The sequence below is a fragment of the Limnobacter sp. genome, assembly GCF_036405155.1.
Taxonomy (GTDB): Bacteria; Pseudomonadota; Gammaproteobacteria; order Burkholderiales; family Burkholderiaceae_B; genus Limnobacter.
Genome location: NZ_DASWYD010000001.1, coordinates 194896 through 210039, shown reverse-complemented (window position 1 = coordinate 210039; position 15144 = coordinate 194896). Strand labels below are relative to the sequence as shown.

Annotated in this window: 12 protein-coding genes and 1 pseudogene; 4 read left to right on the top strand and 9 right to left on the bottom strand. The window is 55.5% G+C overall.

Annotation, left to right across the window (positions count from 1 at the left end; all coding sequences use genetic code 11):
• Positions 1-8: 8 nt before the first annotated feature.
• The 3 genes from VGE55_RS00995 to VGE55_RS00985 all read left to right on the top strand — a co-directional run bounded on the left by VGE55_RS00995 (position 9) and on the right by VGE55_RS00985 (position 2184).
• Positions 9-1196, top strand: coding sequence for a UDP-N-acetylglucosamine 4,6-dehydratase (locus VGE55_RS00995; protein ID WP_331129876.1), 1188 nt, complete (start codon positions 9-11; stop codon positions 1194-1196).
• Positions 1197-1198: 2 nt separating this feature from the next.
• Positions 1199-1885, top strand: a complete 687-nt coding sequence (locus VGE55_RS00990; protein WP_331129875.1) for a sugar transferase — start codon at positions 1199-1201, stop codon at positions 1883-1885.
• Positions 1886-1968: 83 nt separating this feature from the next.
• Positions 1969-2184 (top strand): hypothetical protein, encoded by a 216-nt coding sequence (locus VGE55_RS00985; protein ID WP_331129874.1) that lies wholly within the window; start codon positions 1969-1971, stop codon positions 2182-2184.
• 13 nt (positions 2185-2197) lie between these two features.
• Here the strand turns inward: VGE55_RS00985 and tnpC are convergent, their stop codons facing one another.
• The 3 genes from tnpC to VGE55_RS00970 all read right to left on the bottom strand — a co-directional run bounded on the left by tnpC (position 2198) and on the right by VGE55_RS00970 (position 4514).
• Positions 2198-3736, bottom strand: coding sequence for an IS66 family transposase (gene tnpC / locus VGE55_RS00980; RefSeq protein WP_414674940.1), 1539 nt, complete (start codon positions 3734-3736; stop codon positions 2198-2200).
• Positions 3737-3918: 182 nt separating this feature from the next.
• Positions 3919-4299: an IS66 family insertion sequence element accessory protein TnpB gene (gene tnpB / locus VGE55_RS00975; protein WP_331129872.1), complete on the bottom strand. Its 381-nt coding sequence runs from the start codon at positions 4297-4299 to the stop codon at positions 3919-3921.
• Positions 4266-4514 carry a hypothetical protein gene (locus tag VGE55_RS00970; RefSeq protein WP_331129871.1) on the bottom strand — a complete coding sequence of 83 codons (249 nt, stop codon included), beginning with the start codon at positions 4512-4514 and terminating at the stop codon, positions 4266-4268. Before VGE55_RS00970 ends, tnpB begins: the two co-directional genes overlap by 34 nt.
• Positions 4515-4821: 307 nt before the next feature.
• Here VGE55_RS00970 and VGE55_RS00965 point away from each other — a divergent pair.
• Positions 4822-5640 (top strand): annotated as a pseudogene (locus VGE55_RS00965) (IS3 family transposase); the annotation flags it as partial.
• A gap of 523 nt (positions 5641-6163) precedes the next feature.
• Here the strand turns inward: VGE55_RS00965 and VGE55_RS00960 are convergent.
• From VGE55_RS00960 to VGE55_RS00935, 6 genes are all read right to left on the bottom strand, one after another.
• Positions 6164-9010, bottom strand: a complete 2847-nt coding sequence (locus VGE55_RS00960; protein WP_331129870.1) for a YjbH domain-containing protein — start codon at positions 9008-9010, stop codon at positions 6164-6166.
• A gap of 6 nt (positions 9011-9016) precedes the next feature.
• Positions 9017-9688 (bottom strand): hypothetical protein, encoded by a 672-nt coding sequence (locus tag VGE55_RS00955; RefSeq protein WP_331129869.1) that lies wholly within the window; start codon positions 9686-9688, stop codon positions 9017-9019.
• Between the two features lie 66 nt (positions 9689-9754).
• A complete protein-coding gene (locus tag VGE55_RS00950) occupies positions 9755-10069 on the bottom strand; it encodes a hypothetical protein (protein ID WP_331129868.1) in 315 nt (104 codons plus the stop codon).
• A gap of 136 nt (positions 10070-10205) precedes the next feature.
• Positions 10206-11417, bottom strand: a complete 1212-nt coding sequence (locus tag VGE55_RS00945) for a GumC family protein (RefSeq protein WP_331129867.1) — start codon at positions 11415-11417, stop codon at positions 10206-10208.
• An 11-nt stretch (positions 11418-11428) separates the two neighbouring features.
• On the bottom strand, positions 11429-13915 hold the full coding sequence (locus tag VGE55_RS00940; RefSeq protein ID WP_331129866.1) for an SLBB domain-containing protein: 2487 nt from the start codon (positions 13913-13915) through the stop codon (positions 11429-11431).
• A 50-nt stretch (positions 13916-13965) separates the two neighbouring features.
• A complete protein-coding gene (locus tag VGE55_RS00935) occupies positions 13966-15105 on the bottom strand; it encodes a glycosyltransferase (protein WP_331129865.1) in 1140 nt (379 codons plus the stop codon).
• Between the last annotated feature and the right edge of the window lie 39 nt (positions 15106-15144).

Genomic DNA, 15144 nt, shown 5'->3' with positions numbered 1-15144 from the left:
ATCTTGTCTTGAATGCTTTGAACCTCTTGGGCCGATATGAGCCCCTTTTTGACCACGACATCTCCCAGCATGAGTCTGCCTTGCGCGACATGCTTGCCAACGCGCGCTGCTTGGTCATCGGCGGCGCCGGGACCATCGGCCAGGCCGTCACGCGCGAGTTGTTCAAACGCGATCCGGCCGCCTTGCATGTGGTGGACATCAGCGAGAACAACATGGTGGAGCTGGTGCGAGATATCCGGAGCACGATCGGATACGGCAAAGGTGACTTCCGCACTTACGCCATCGATTGTGGTTCGCCCGAATTCTCCGCACTGTTCCAGGCTGAGGGCCCGTACGATTACGTGTTCAACCTCTCAGCGCTTAAGCATGTGCGCAGCGAGAAGGATCCGTTCACACTGATGCGAATGATTCAGGTGAACGTGTTCAACACTGTGAGCACGCTGCGAATGGCCAAGGCCGGTGGCGCCAAGAAGTATTTCTGTGTGTCGACCGACAAAGCTGCCAACCCAGTGAACATGATGGGTGCCAGTAAGCGAATCATGGAACTGTTCTTGATGAGGGAAAGCCTGACGCAGTCCATCTCGATGGCACGGTTCGCCAATGTAGCCTTCTCCGACGGCTCGTTGCTGCATGGCTTCAACCAGCGCTTTGCCAAGCGCCAGCCGATATCGGCGCCATGTGACGTGCGCCGGTACTTCGTCACCCAGCAGGAGTCCGGCGAGCTGTGTTTGCTTTCTGCCATGCTCGGTGAGAACCGTGACATTTTCTTCCCCAAGCTGAGCGAGAAACTCCACCTCATCACCTTCTCGGAGATCGCCCAAAAGTACTTGCGTGGCCTTGGCTACGAGCCTTATGTGTGCCAAACGGAGGACGAGGCCCGTGGGCGTGCCGAAGCGCTCATCAGCCAGCGCAAGTGGCCCTGCTATTTCTTCAACAGCGACACGACGGGCGAGAAAGACTTCGAAGAATTCTTCACCGATAAGGAGGATCTGGACATGTCCCGCTTGGCCAGCGTCGGCGTCATCCGTAATGAGGCGCAGTTCGATGAGGGCCAACTGCTGCGCTTTGAAAGGACCGTGAACGCCTTGCGCTCGAGCGGAAGCTGGACGAAGGCCCAACTCGTCGAGATGTTCTTCGAGATGTTGCCGGATTTCGCCCATCTCGAAACGGGCAAGTACCTGGATCAAAGGATGTGACTGTGCAGAGGATCCTCGACATCTTTTTCTCTGGCTTGGCCCTGTTGTTCCTCGCGCCGCTTCTGCTACCGATTGCTTTTTTGCTCCGCCTGACGGGCGAAGGCGAAATCTTCTTTTTGCAGGAGCGTGTAGGCAAGGACGGCCAGCCGTTCAAGCTGTTCAAGTTTGCCACCATGCTGAAAAACAGCCCAAATATTGGCACCGGCACGGTCACGATGAAGAATGATCCCCGTGTGCTGCCGATGGGCAAATTCTTGCGCAAGACCAAGATCAACGAATTGCCTCAGCTTTTGAACATCTTCTTGGGCGACATGAGCGTGGTCGGCCCCCGCCCCCAGGCGCATCGTTGCTTCAATGCCTTTCCTGTCGAACTGCGGCGCGTAATTGTTCAGGTAAAACCTGGGTTGTCAGGTATTGGCCCGATTGTGTTCCGAGGAGAAGAAGAGATCCTCGCCGACCACGCCGGATCAGTTGAGTTCTACGACAACGTGATTGCGCCGTACAAAGGTCAGATTGAGGCCTGGTATGTCGATCATCAAACCATGTTCACCTACTTTGCTGTCATTCTGGTGACTGTTTGGGTTGTGCTAGTTCCGTCGTCTGGCGCGGTCTGGCGGGTGTTCAAAGGTTTGCCAGTGCCACCGGATGCATTGAAGGGGCCGTTGAACTATCCAGCCACGGGTGCATGAACCGTCTTTTGCAGGTTTCGTTTTGGGGTGCGTGCTTTTCTTTGGGGGTGCTTTCTTTGCTCCCTATAGAGCATCTTCCATCAGTGGCCTTCGATTGGTGGGATAAGGCGCAACATTCGCTGGCTTTCTTGGTGTTGGGCGGACTGGGTTTGCTGGCGTACTCCGAAAAGCCTGGCCGCATAGTTCCTGGCTTGCTGGTCTATGGCGCGTCCATTGAACTGGCACAAGCCGCCAGCGGTTGGAGCTATGGCGATTGGCAAGATTGGTTGGCGGTAAGCGTCCGGCCAACCGGCGATTGACCGCCATGGTCAGTTATGCAGGCTGCCAGCGGTGGGGCAGTAAAAGCTCAATGTCTTTTTGTTTGGTCGTCGGCAGTCTGGTCAGCACATCCTTCATGTACAGGTAGGGATCATGGCCATTGAGTTTCGCTGATTGGATCAGACTGATCACAGCGGCTGCGCGTGTTCCTGCCCGTTCACTGCCGATGAACATCCAATTGCCTCGCCCAACCGCGACTGGTCGTATGCGATTCTCAATGTGATTGTTGTCAATGGGTACCCGCCCATCTTCCAGGAAATGCGTCAGTGCAGCCCAGCGTTTCAAGCTGTACTCAATGGCGTTGGCAATCTTGGTTCCTGGCGGCACCTTGGCCAAATGGTCGATCAGCCACTGTCGAAGCGTGTCACACACCGGTTTACTTCGGCGTTCTCGCTCATGCTGTCTTTGTCGTGCATCGAGGTGTTTAATTTCGGCCTCAATGCCGTACAGTTGACCAATTATTCGTAAAGCCTCGTGCGCAATATGGCTTTGTGCTGATTTGTTCAAATCAAAGAACTTGCGCCTTGCGTGCGCCATGCACCCGGCCTCGGTGATGCCATATTGTTCGGTGAACAAGTGCTTGTAGCCTTGGTAGTCATCGCACACCAAGGTGCCTTTGAAGTCTTGCAGAAACTCGCTTGCGTATTTGCCAGCTCGGCCCATGGCAAACTCATAAACCAGAAGCTTCGGCTTATCGGGCTCATCAAACCCGGTGCTGCCCCACACCCAGAAGTAGGTCTGGTGCGTGCTGCCCTTGCCGGGGCTTAACATCGGCACGGGTGTTTCGTCACCATGCAGCACGGGCTGCTTGATCATCAACTCGCGCATTGCATCGGCCAGGGGTTGCAGGGCCACGCCGCACTGGCCTGTCCACATCGACAGGGTAGATCGGGAAATACCTAAACCTGCTCGGCTAAAAATGGCTTCTTGTCGATAGTGAGGCAGGTGATCTGCATATTTGTTCACCAACACCTGGGCCAACAAGCCTGGTGTGGCTGAACCCTTGTCGATCACATAAGCGGGCATGGTCTCTTGTTCAAACGTTTCGCATTCATCACACACCCAACGGCCACGGATGTGTTGCTCCACCGTGAAATCGCCCGGCGCGTAATCCAGCTTCTCCGTGATCTCTTCGCCCATGCGGCGTAAGGCACAGCCGCACTTGCAGGTCGTGTTGCGCGGTTCGTGATAGATCTGCACCCGCGGCAGATGCGCAGGCAGCGGTGTGCGTTTGGGGGCTGACTTGGCCGGTGGTGCACTTTGCGCAGTGCTTGGTGCTGTCGTGCTCAGTTCTTTGCGCTGTTGATCAAGCTGCGCCAACTCCAACTCGACGCCAGCGATGTCTTCTTGAACAGATTCTTCAAACAGCTTGGCCTGCTCGCCGACCAAGTGACCTCCCAGTCGTTCAGATTTCTTGCCGTAGGCGCTGCGTTTTAACACCGCCATTTCATGGGCGAGCTTCTCGTACCGGGCGGTGATGTAACGCACTGTACCCTCAAGCCGACTAATCGTGTCTTGCAGTTCACGCACCATGCCTTGAAGATACGCAGAATCTTCAGGTGGTGGGGCTACTGGCGGCTTAGACAAAGTGTCAGACACGTACAAGAAAGGCAATCCATTGGGAACGATTGGATGATGCCTCAAGCGTGCGCCCAGCACCATTGGCATTGACTCGTATTGCTCTTTACGAACCCCTGTGAGTGAAGCCTGTGTGGTTAAAGAACATTGATCCCTGCTTGGAGTTGTGTGATCCGCTGCCAGGGCAACCCGACAATCAGTGCATCGAACTGGTTGCGACTCAAGGCCGTGGTGACCTCCAAATGCGAGGTTCCATGAGACTGCGTCCACACAAACCGGCCTTGGTGCAATCGTCGTGTGGCCAGCCACACACCAAACTCATCGTGAATCAACACCTTCAGTCGGCTCTTGCTTTGGTTGGCAAACAGGTAGGCCGTGTGGGGCATAGCCCGTCCGTGCGCCGTGATCACTAGGCTTAACAATCGATCAACACCGCTGCGCATGTCGGTGGGCTGGGCGTACAAAAAATACTGGTCAACGCGGATCATTTGAACAACGCTGCCAACAGGTTGGCGCATTCAGCGAGACTGGCCTGCTTGGTTTGAATTTGAACCACCAAATCACCGCGACGAACTTGAATATCCAATGACCCAGAGACCGACGCATAGTTACTTGTCTGTGCAACGCCTGCGTCAGTTTCAAAGCGAACAGGTAGAAATTCGGGCTGAGAACCCAACACTGGCGAGCGCTTTGACTGATCGGCCTGCATAGCAAGAGCCTCAGGCTTGGCCATGAATCCAGCAGGAGCAGGCGTTGCACAAAGTGAGCCTTGCTCGAAATCTCGAACCCAACGCGAAGCAGATTGGCATTGACGTCGTTGGCCTGCGCGACAGCAGACAGGGATGCACCTGACCCGCTACACAGTTGAACCAACCTCAATTTGTGTTCAAGCGTGTAATGCCGACGACGTCGACGACTCGGCAGAAGGACTGAGTCTTGACCTTGATGCATAAACGTCCATGATAAATTCGTGGACGTTTATCCTCTAACAACCACGGGTGACAACGCTAGGCGGGTTGACCGGACGCTTACATTGAAAACATGCAGCCCGTCAACGCAAACCCTGATTTGCGCAGTGCCCGCGCCATTGCTGATGAACAACGCATTGAGCAAATACAAATTGTTTGGGATAAAAACAAACAGGTATACGGTGCCGACAAAGTGTGGAAAGCCATGAAACGGGAGAAGTGGGTGGTGGCTCGCTGCACGGTTGAACGCTTGATGCGCCAGATGGGTTTGCGCGGTGTTATTCGCGGCAAGGCACAACGCACCACCTTTGCAGACCCCAAGGCAGCTTGTCCATTGGACCTTGTAAAACGCCAGTTCAAAGCTGACCGGCCCAACCAGTTGTGGGTTTCTGATTTCACGTATGTTTCAACTTGGCAAGGATTTGTCTATGTGGCGTTTGTTATCGACGTGTTCTCCCGGCGAATTGTAGGCTGGCGGGCCAGCCGTTCCATACGCACAGACTTTGTGCTCGACGCACTGGAACAAGCGTTGTGGGACCGCCAACCTGACAGAAATCAGTCACTGATTCACCACAGTGACAGGGGCTCTCAGTACGTGTCCATTCGGTAAAGCGAAGGCCTTGCTGAGGCTGGAATTGAACCTTCTGTAGGCAGCAAAGGCCGACAGCTATGACAACGCACTGGCAGAGCAATGGCCTGTACAAGGCTGAAGTGATTCACCGCAGAAGCGCCTGGAAAACAATTGAATCAGTGGAACTGGCCACGCTGGAATGGGTGGCTTGGTTTAACCACCACCGACTGATGGAGCCCTTGGGTTACATTCCACCCGCCGAAGCCGAGATGAATTATTATCAACAACTCGGTCAGCAGGCCGAACAAACCTGCACTTAAGCAAATTGGCCTCTACGAAAACCGGGGCGGTTCAACCTGAGTTTCGATTTCTTAGGATATCCAGCGATGAAGCGGATTAGTGGTATCGACAGCTTCAAATGGAACACTTGGGCAATCAAGACGCGAGATTTTCATCGCTTTCCCAGTAATGATTTTAGCTTCGTCATCATGGATACCTCTACTGACCCTAACACTTATTGATGGTGATCAAATCAAACAACTTTTTAATGTGAACAACTTCGAGCGACTAAATGATCAAGCAGTCATAATTAGCCAAAACTTCTGCTCATTAACACTCATCAGCCGCAATTAGATGTTGAGAGAATTAGTTCCAAGCAATCCGCTAGGGCTTGCCATCTGAACTCATAGTTGTAAACATAGACGCATTGCTAGCTTCGAGTTTAATGAATTCCTCCGGTACTGCCATTTAGAGGACAAGTTCACCCAGCGATTTTCGCAAAATTTAAGCTACTGATTAGTAGCTTACATCCGCCGAATATTTCGTGAGACAGTCGCCAGTGATCTACCAGTTTCGATGCTCTAGGTAATTCAACGTTTTAGGATTTCTTACTGACGTTTCGCTGTACAAACTAAATCCACGCTCCAACTTCGCCCCACCATCGCGTGTCAGTGGGCGCCACAAGAAGTTCGCATTGCCCGGTATGCTCTTCGTGAAAAAAGCACTGAATGGAATGGTCACGTAAATTCCCTTGTCAAAACTTCCCTCACCGAAATCAGCTGCGCTCACGTTCGTTCGTGTGGCGAATGCACCCATGCGGACACCGTTGTTAAACTCCCGTGACAAATCCACCGTGACGCCCTTGTCACCGGCCAGGTACTGCCCTGCACTCACTGTTGCAAACAGGCCTTCATAGCCGGTGTCCCAATACGCGGTTACATGCCCTGTGTTCACTTGGTATGGCTGGAGCTTAAAGTTTTGCTCAAACGCACGCTGCCGCACGCGGTTAACATCCACGCCAACTGCCAAGGGGCTGCCAAATGGGCGGTACAAGTATTCAGCACCCGCACCAGCAAACATGTCTTCCAGCAAGCCGCCATACAAGCCATAAAAATGGCCGTTGCCCAGGCTACCCATGTGCTTTAAGGTGAAGTTGGGAATGGTGAAGTTGGAGGTAATTGCATATTCCCGCAGGTTGGTGCGCACCTGTGGCAAGGCACTGGCCCCCACCTGCTTGAACTTGGCAAAGTTGTCCAACAGGCGGTAGCTTAGCCGTGCATCCAGCCAAGTGCTGTCGGTGAAATTTAGTCGCGTGTCGTTGGCCAACGAGAACTGGTACAAATACCCGTCAGCCCCACCCAGGATTTGGCGGTAGCCCAAAGAAAAAGTGTTTTTGAAACGCTCGTTGGGCTTTTCGTACAGGGTTTTGTAGGGCAAGTTATAGCCCTCTATCGCGGTTTGGTCAGGTTGTTCACCGTTGGCGGTTTCCAATTCATATTCGGTGCGGCGGGCAACAAACTTGTTGCGGTCAACCACATGCTGCCCCATGTCCACACCATTACGCTCGTAGTCCAGCGTAAACCACTTGATGTCGGCGGGTAAATCTTGGTGCAATACCTCAGCGGCACGCTCCACCGTTTGGTTGTAATACGCAGCGCGGCCGTTGCGTACATTCAACTTCACCTCGCTGCCCCGCTGCTCGACCTTATTCACATTCAGGTCTGTTTGCTGCTGCAGGGTTTGAAGGGTTTGCTTCCAGTCCACCGTGTTGGGGCGTGGCGTGGTGCTTACAGGCAAGGGCTTGGGGTCGCTCAGCTTGGCGGTGCTGAAGGTACTGAGGTTTTCAAACAGGCTGATGGCCACACTGAGGGTGTTGCCCCGCTCAACCCCCACATGCCAATTCACCGAGTTGGAGGCCTTGTACACCACCCCATAGTTAAACCGGCTGGTTTGGGTTTGTGGGTTGGACAAGGGTTCGTTTTTGTAGTCGTTGCCGTCGTATTCCAGCTTGACGGTAAAGTTGTCCCACGGGGTGTGCCACTGCACGCCGCCAAATGGTGCAACACGGCCACGGAAATAGGTTTTGGCACTGAGCTGTCCACCTTGCCCAAAGTTTACGGCAGGGCGTGTATCAAATTGATTGGCCAACAACCCCAGGGGGTTGCGCAAACTGCCCGACGAACCCAAATACCCCCAGGCTAAACCCAGCGATGCATCAAAGTCACCAAACCGTTTGTTGGCCACCAGGTATTCGCTGGAAAACAATGCTGTGCCGCCGATGTCATTTAAACCAACCGCCACCTGCGGCAGGTTAGCCGTTTCCTCCATCAAGCGCAGCTTGATATCAATATTTTTATCCAGGTACTTTTGGTTACCGCTGAAGCTTTGCGGGCCAAACAGGCGGTTGGTAATTTTGGTGTAGCGGAACCCACCCTCCAGCCAATCGAAGGGCTGCAATATAAAGCTGTACCGGCTGTAGGGCTCAACTCGGCTGGCTGTGATGCTGGCACTGCCAGCCGGCCGCATGCGGGCTGTGGGGGTTTGCAGCAAGCCCACCCAACCCCAACTGCTACTACTAATGGGTAAATCGCGTAGCGGGCTTACCGCTTGAGCCTGTGCAGACAATGCACGCCCCCCCCCCACCGCTGGCGCTTGGCCCTGTGTGGCCATGAACTCAGCCACTTGCTGGGCCAATGGTGCACTAACTACACCCGTGCGTGGCACTGCCAATACCCAGGCACCCGGCATGGGCACGGTTTGTTGGCGGGCATTCCACAAACCCACAGACAGGGGGATCACCTGCCCAGTGGGCTGCACCAACCACACTTGGTCAACAGCATGGTCTGCCTGGCATGCTTGAACATACTGGGTTGCTTCAACACCCGGCTGGTATGCAACGGCGCAGTAACCACGGTTGGACACCACACCCACTACCCCGGTGGGTTCCATGGTTTGGACTGCATCGCCCGGCTGTAACCGTGGGTCCCAATTCGGTTTGAGGGCCAGTTCATCAGCATCCACCGACTTCAGCACCAAACGACCCGTCACCGGCAAGCCATGTACCCATTGCAGCAACGCTGGCGGGGCGCTGGCCAGCGTTAAGTTGGTGATAAGTTGTGTTTTTTGCAACGCCTGGGCCTGAACCAAGGCCTGCCGATTGAGCAGGGTGGCGGGTAAGTAAACCCCGTTGGTTTCAGCCAAACCGGGAACCAACTGATTGCGGCGAAGAAAAACCGACAACCGTTCACCGGCTTGAATATTGGATGATGCGGAGACAATGGGCTCACTGGTTGAGCCCACTGGTGCAGTTGCGTCATTGGCCTGTGCGTGACCTGCCCACAAAGCGCCTACCAGCAGGGTTAACAAGCGCGGCTGTATGGAAGAAAGGCGATGCTTGGGGAAGATGGACATAACGGTTTAAAGATTGCGTTGGGCGGTGCGCAGCAAATATTCCACGCACGTGTTGTTGGCCATGCAGAATTGACCGTAAACCAACTGGCCAGTGGTGGGGTCGGTGGCCACAATTTGAGTGAGCGGTAATAGGCTTTGAATGCGGGTATTGCCAACCGCCTGTGGCTGCTCTGCAAAACCTTGCCAAGCTTGGACCTGCAAACCAGCCACTTGTTGGGCGCGTTTGTAAAGCGGCGTGTCAGCAACAACCACCGGGCGGCTGGGCCACGGTTTCCATTGAATGGGCAAGCCATGCACACCTTGCGGGGGAAAACTGAAAGCAGCACTGCTGGCCGTGTTGTTCACCCAAGTGGTTTGTATTTGGGTGGGCAATTGCGCAATACCGCTGGCCCCCATGAAAAAACCCGACTGGGTACGCAGCACCTGTTGCTGGGCACTGGCCCAAGTTTCCAGAAATTGGCCACTACCCGGGGAAGGATCTACCTCGGCCAACACCAACAGGGCAGAAGCTGTGCCGGTTTGTACTTCCAAATACCGATAGGTGGGGTTGAGGGAAACAGTGCGGTAGCTGGGTGCTGTGGTGGACTGGTAATAGGCCTGAGCAACATCAAACGCGGCGCCACCAACTGTGCTGCATGCGGTGATCAACAAAATCAAACCGAGAAAAACGAACCGCACAAACCACCCCAAGATACACCTAATAAAAAAGGCCCCTTGCGGGGCCTTCGCTTGCTTCGAAACCAATTAGTTGCTGGTCGAAGTGGCCGTGGAAGTTGCAGTGGCATTGTCGTTGTTGTTGGTTACGGCCACAGCGGCAGCAACACCCACCGCGATACCAGCCACGGCAGCGGCGCTCAAGCCACCCACGGCGGCGCCACCGGCCACGCCAGCACCAATGCCGGCACCCGCTGCGCTGCCGGCAGTGCCAACGCCGCCAACACCACCTGCAGCACCACCACCCCCTGCAGCACCACCGCTGGCCTCAACGCCAGTGGCAGATTGAGCAAAAGCAACGCTGGTCATGGCCAACAGGGCCGCAGTCACCATCAATTTTTTCATTTGGAATGTCCTCTTACGTAAAAGGTTATAAACGCGCGTTTGATGAAGTTACAGCAAAAACAGCCTTTTGGCAAAACAACGGGGTACCACATTGGGGTTACACCACAACACCCCACAACAACCCGGGTGGTGACATTTATTTGAAACGCCAGGCCTGCCTAAACTGCTGCCAGCGCTGACGGGCTTCATCCGTGCTTTGCGCATTGCGCAAAGCACCTTTCAAGAAGGCAAGCAACACCGCCAAAAAGCCAGCACCCAAAACCGCACCAAACACAATAAGCGCCCGTTTGGGCTTGCTTTTTCGTTCCGGCGGAGTGGCCACATCCAGCTGCTGTACATTGCCGCCGTCTTTCGCTTCATCAGCCTTGGCCAACTCGTACTGCTTGGCCATAATTTCAAAAATGGCCTCTTGATACTTGACTTCACGCAGGGCGCGCACATAGGCCAAGCCTTGGCTGGGCAAGTTGCCAGCATTCAGCAGGCCAATATCGGCACTTCCATTTTTGCCGCCACCCCGGGCTTCCATTTTGGCCAACTCAGCTTTTAGGCCGACCAACTCGGCCTGCACGCGTTGGTAATCGCTGTTTTGCTGGGTGGCAAAGGTGCGCATGGCCCCCAATTGAACCTCGCGCTGGGCAATTTCGGCTTTTAAGCGGGCCACCGCCTGAATCGAGGCCTCCGCCTGGGCTTTTAGCTCCACCAGCCCGGTTTTTTCTGAAACTTCCTTCAGCTTGACCTCGGCCTCGGACAAATCCTGCTTGGCCTTTTGAAATTGACCTTCGAAATACAGGCGGCGCTGCTGGGCTTCGGTAACGGCCACGCGGGTCATCAACTTTTTCAGCACCTGGTAGTAGGCATTGGCCATATCGGCTGCAAATTTCGGGTCTTCATCATCCACTTCAATGGTGATGACATTGCTTTTTTTATCGGAATTCACGCGAACCAGGTTATCCAGCCTCAAATACACGTCTTCACGATATTTGGCCTCGTAACGCTTCAGCAAGTCGAATTGGTCGATGATCATGTCTTTCGCGCTGCGGCTTTTCAGCATGCTGACCACCGTTTCGCCACTGCCGCCCGGTGCACCAACACCCGCTAGGCCAGCCAACCCGCCCAGTGAAGCCAAAGCAGCCGCAGCGGCCCCACCGCCACCCTGTTGGGGTGGAATCAAGGTGGTTTTGGCGGTAAACACCGGCGTTAGCAACAGGCTAACCACCACGGCCACGGCACCCGCAATGGCGGGCAAGCCAAAAATCAGCTTTTTTTCCTGGCCCAGGGTGGTGCCCAGTTCCAATAGGCTGATTTCATCGTCTTCATACACGTCGGTTGTTTGAATGAGGTTGTTCATGCTGCGCCCCCTTATTTTTGCAGTGCGTTGACCGCTGCCGCGCCCAAGCCCACCTGGTAGAAAATTTGGGAAATGTCCAGCAAGCCTTTCATGAACGACACCCGCTCGAAGTCTTCCGGCACATAGATCACATCACCCGGCAAGGCCTTCTCGCCAGTCAGCCCGCTCACAAAGGGAATCCAGCCTTGCTGGGCGCTTTCCACCGTGCCGTTGGCGCGCAGCACAAAAATCGAACCGGTGTCGGAACTTTTGGCGGCACCGCCAGCCAGGTTCAAATAATCAAACACGGTTTTGCCTTTTTGATAGGCAAATGCACCTTGCGTGTACACCGAGCCATAAATGCCCACTTGCCCGGGCACGGCCGGCACGGCCACCGTGTCGCCGTCTTCCAACACTAATGGTGGCAACTCGGCAATGCGGGTGGCATCCGGCTGCACTGTCACCACCACCCGGCCATCGGGCTTGGTGCCGCGCAAGCGGTCCAGGTAAGCACGCTGCTGCACAGCCTGGGCCTGCACATTGGCTGCTTCGGCGGGGTTCAATGCCGACGCAGCATTTTTATTGGTGGCTGCCAGCAACAGGCGCTCGGCTTGGTCCAGCGCCTTTTGGAATTGCTCCTGCTGCTGCTTCAAGATGGATTTTCGCGTGACCTTGGTGCCAAACACAAAAGCGTTTTCAGTGAGCCCACCGGCTTTCACCAACACATCGCGCAGGGTTTCGCCAGGTGCAACCTGGTAATAACCGGGGGCTGATACTTCACCCGTCACCTTGATGAGCGCGGTTTTGCGGGTTTTGGGAATGTCGGCATCTTCCACACTGAAAATGGTGACCACATCGCCGGGTTGCAAGGCCAGGTTGTGTTCCGGGTCTTTGGCCATGGCCTTTCGCAGGTTGAAGGGCACCAGCACCGGCTTTAACTCTTTGCGGTCCAGCCGCTCAATCACCGCATAGTCCCAATTGATGGAGGGCAACAGGTTACGAACAGAATCCTCGGTGGCTTCAAGTTTGTCACTATCCTGGCCCAAGCGGTCTTCAATGCGCTGCAATTCGGCTTTTGTTAGGGTTTTGCTCAGCCGCTTGTCGGTGGTTACAGCCCTGTCGGCCTGCTCTTTGTCGTAGCCCACCAAGGCGCCTTTCTTTTTGAAATAGTCAGGTCGAATAAGCGCATCGTTGTTTGGTATGAGGTCGGCAATGCGCATACCCTCGAAGTACGGGTAACGGGCAGGATCAGCTACGTTGCCCTTCAGGGTGACGTCGTTGGAAAACTCGCGGCGGTTTTGAAACAGGGTAACAATGTCGCCATCTTTCAGCTTGGCTTCAGTGAGCGCACGGGCATAGGCCAGTTGCTCAACCGCGCGGGGTGCCTGGGGGTTTGCTGCGTTGGTTTGCGCGCTAAAGCCCTCAATCAACACTTGGTCTTTCCGCAGGAAGGATTGGTCAACGCCCGAAATTTGCAACACATCCTGCAGGGTTTCGCCGGGCTTGAGTTCAAAAATGGCGGCGGCCGGGCCTTCCACATTCAAGGCCACGCGGGGGCCAGTGGCCCCCACATACACCACATCGCCAGACTGCAGTTTGCGGTCGCCGCTGAGCTGGCCATTGCGCAGCAGTTCATACAGGTCGAACCGGGCCACGGTTTCACCACCGCGGCGCAATTGCACATCCCGAAAACTGCCATTTAAGCCCGGTTGTGCAACACCAAACAACACCGAGGCCAGCGTACTGGTGCTGGCCACGCGGTGCATGCCCGGGGCCAAGGCTTGGCCTGCCACGTAAATATTTACGCCACCCAGCTTGCCCAGCGAGGTGCTGAGCTTGAAGTTGCGGAAATACTTGCCCACCTGGTTGGACAAATGTTGGTCCAAATTGCGGGCCTTTACACCAGCCACTGGAAAGGTGCCCACCGAGGGAATGTTGATTTGGCCATCCCGATCGACCGTGGCGGTGACGGACACATCCACCGCACCCCAAATGCTGATGAAGAGTTCATCGCCTGCGCCAATTTCATAGTCGGACGACACCGGGGTATTGAGGTCGTTCAGGTCCACCGTTTTTTGCAGCACGGCTTCGCCAAACAACGGGAACAGGCGGCCGGTGGTTTCCTGCACAAAGCGCTGGAAGGGGCCAATGGGCCTTTCTGGCAGGGGCTTGACCATGGCCGCTGGTGGTGCCGCATTGAAGCCAGCCTTGTTGGCCTGGCCACCGCTTAAACCACCGTTAGCGCCCACTGCACCACCCCGCTGCAGGCGGTTGGCGTCCATGCCCTGCTGCGGATATTCGCCCGTGTTGTTTGTACCTGCCCCGCCCTGCCCGGCAGCGCCCATGTTTTGTTGGGACATGTCCATGAACGGAAACGGCAACTGGTTTTGCTGGGCCATGGCTGGCAAACCATGCATGCAAGCGGAAAGCACCGCCGCCAGGGCAGCAACACGAACGGAACAGGAATTGAATTTCAACATGGGCTTGACTGGAAATGCAGCCGCATTCAATGCGCGCAAGGGTTGTTGGGGCTGCCAACAGCATAACGGCAATTGGCAGCCGTGTTGGCTTAGGGCCTTTCAGACAGTGCAGATTGATGGGCCTGCCTGCTGCGGAAAAATACACTGCCGCGCACCATGCGCTTGTAAAAACGCTGGTACACCGAGAAGCTGAGCAACAGCCAGGCGATAACCATCAACAAGCTGTCTGGCCAAGTAAGGGCACCCAGCATGGGCACAGCCGCATAGGCCCACATGAATGGGGAGGTGGCTGCATTGCGCTTCCAGGCTTTGGCACCAGGCATGATTTTGCGAGACACCAGCCGGCGGTACACCAAGCTGTGAAGGTGAGACGCATCGGGCGCGCCGGGGTTGTGCCGGCGGCGGCGGGATACACGGCGGTAAATGCTGAACAAGGTTTCAATGACCGGGTAACCACAGGCCAGCAGCATGGCCCAGGGGCTGACCTCGCCCGGGTTGCGGGCCACCAGCAGCACCGCCATCATGGCCACGTAATAGCCCAGGCTGTAGGCACCTGCATCGCCCAGAAAAATAAACCCGCGCGGGAAATTGACCAGCAAAAAACCCAGCACCACGCCAGCACCCAGCAGGCACAACACCATGACCGTGGGGTCGGCCACCTCATACGCGATGAGGCTCAAGGTGCCCAGAATAAGCACCACCACACCACCGGCCAGGCCGTTGAAGCCATCGATGATGTTGATGCTGTTGGACACGCCGGCCACTGCGAACGACGTGAACACCAGGGCAAAGGGTGCGAAGGTGAGAAGGAAATCGAGCCCCGGCACATCCACCTGGCGAATGGCCGCACCCAAAAACAAAGCGGCTAACAGCCCACTGGCCGCCGTGGCCAACAGGCGGATTTTGACGGACACGCGCTTGGTGAAATCTTCCATGAGGCCGATGCCAAAAGCCGGCAGGCCGGCAGCCAGCAGCAAGGTGAGTGTTTGGTAAACGCTGTTGCCCAGCGCAGTGCTTGGCACATTGGCGTGCACCATAAGCAAGCCCACCAACAATGCCAAGCCGCCAATGCGGGGGGTTGGGGTGGTGTGAAATTTTTGTACGCCGGTGGAGCCGTCGAGACTGAGCTTGCCATGCCAACGCTTGGTGGCCGCCAGAAAGGCGGCTGTGAAAAAGGCGCCCAGTAGGCCCAAACCAGCCAGCGGCAGAAATTGAACAGTGATTTCCATACCCTTGTGTATTGCGTAGAGTTATTATTTACAGACTGA

What these genes read in the sequence shown, in the direction of transcription:
- tnpC (WP_414674940.1), bottom strand. Translation starts at nt 3,736, where the DNA reads ATGGTGCGTGAACTGCAAGACACGATTAGTCGGCTTGAGGGTACAGTG.
- tnpB (WP_331129872.1), bottom strand. Translation starts at nt 4,299, where the DNA reads ATGCGCCAACCTGTTGGCAGCGTTGTTCAAATGATCCGCGTTGACCAG.
- VGE55_RS00970 (WP_331129871.1), bottom strand. Translation starts at nt 4,514, where the DNA reads ATGGCCAAGCCTGAGGCTCTTGCTATGCAGGCCGATCAGTCAAAGCGC.
- VGE55_RS00960 (WP_331129870.1), bottom strand. Translation starts at nt 9,010, where the DNA reads ATGTCCATCTTCCCCAAGCATCGCCTTTCTTCCATACAGCCGCGCTTG.
- VGE55_RS00950 (WP_331129868.1), bottom strand. Translation starts at nt 10,069, where the DNA reads ATGAAAAAATTGATGGTGACTGCGGCCCTGTTGGCCATGACCAGCGTT.
- VGE55_RS00945 (WP_331129867.1), bottom strand. Translation starts at nt 11,417, where the DNA reads ATGAACAACCTCATTCAAACAACCGACGTGTATGAAGACGATGAAATC.
- VGE55_RS00935 (WP_331129865.1), bottom strand. Translation starts at nt 15,105, where the DNA reads ATGGAAATCACTGTTCAATTTCTGCCGCTGGCTGGTTTGGGCCTACTG.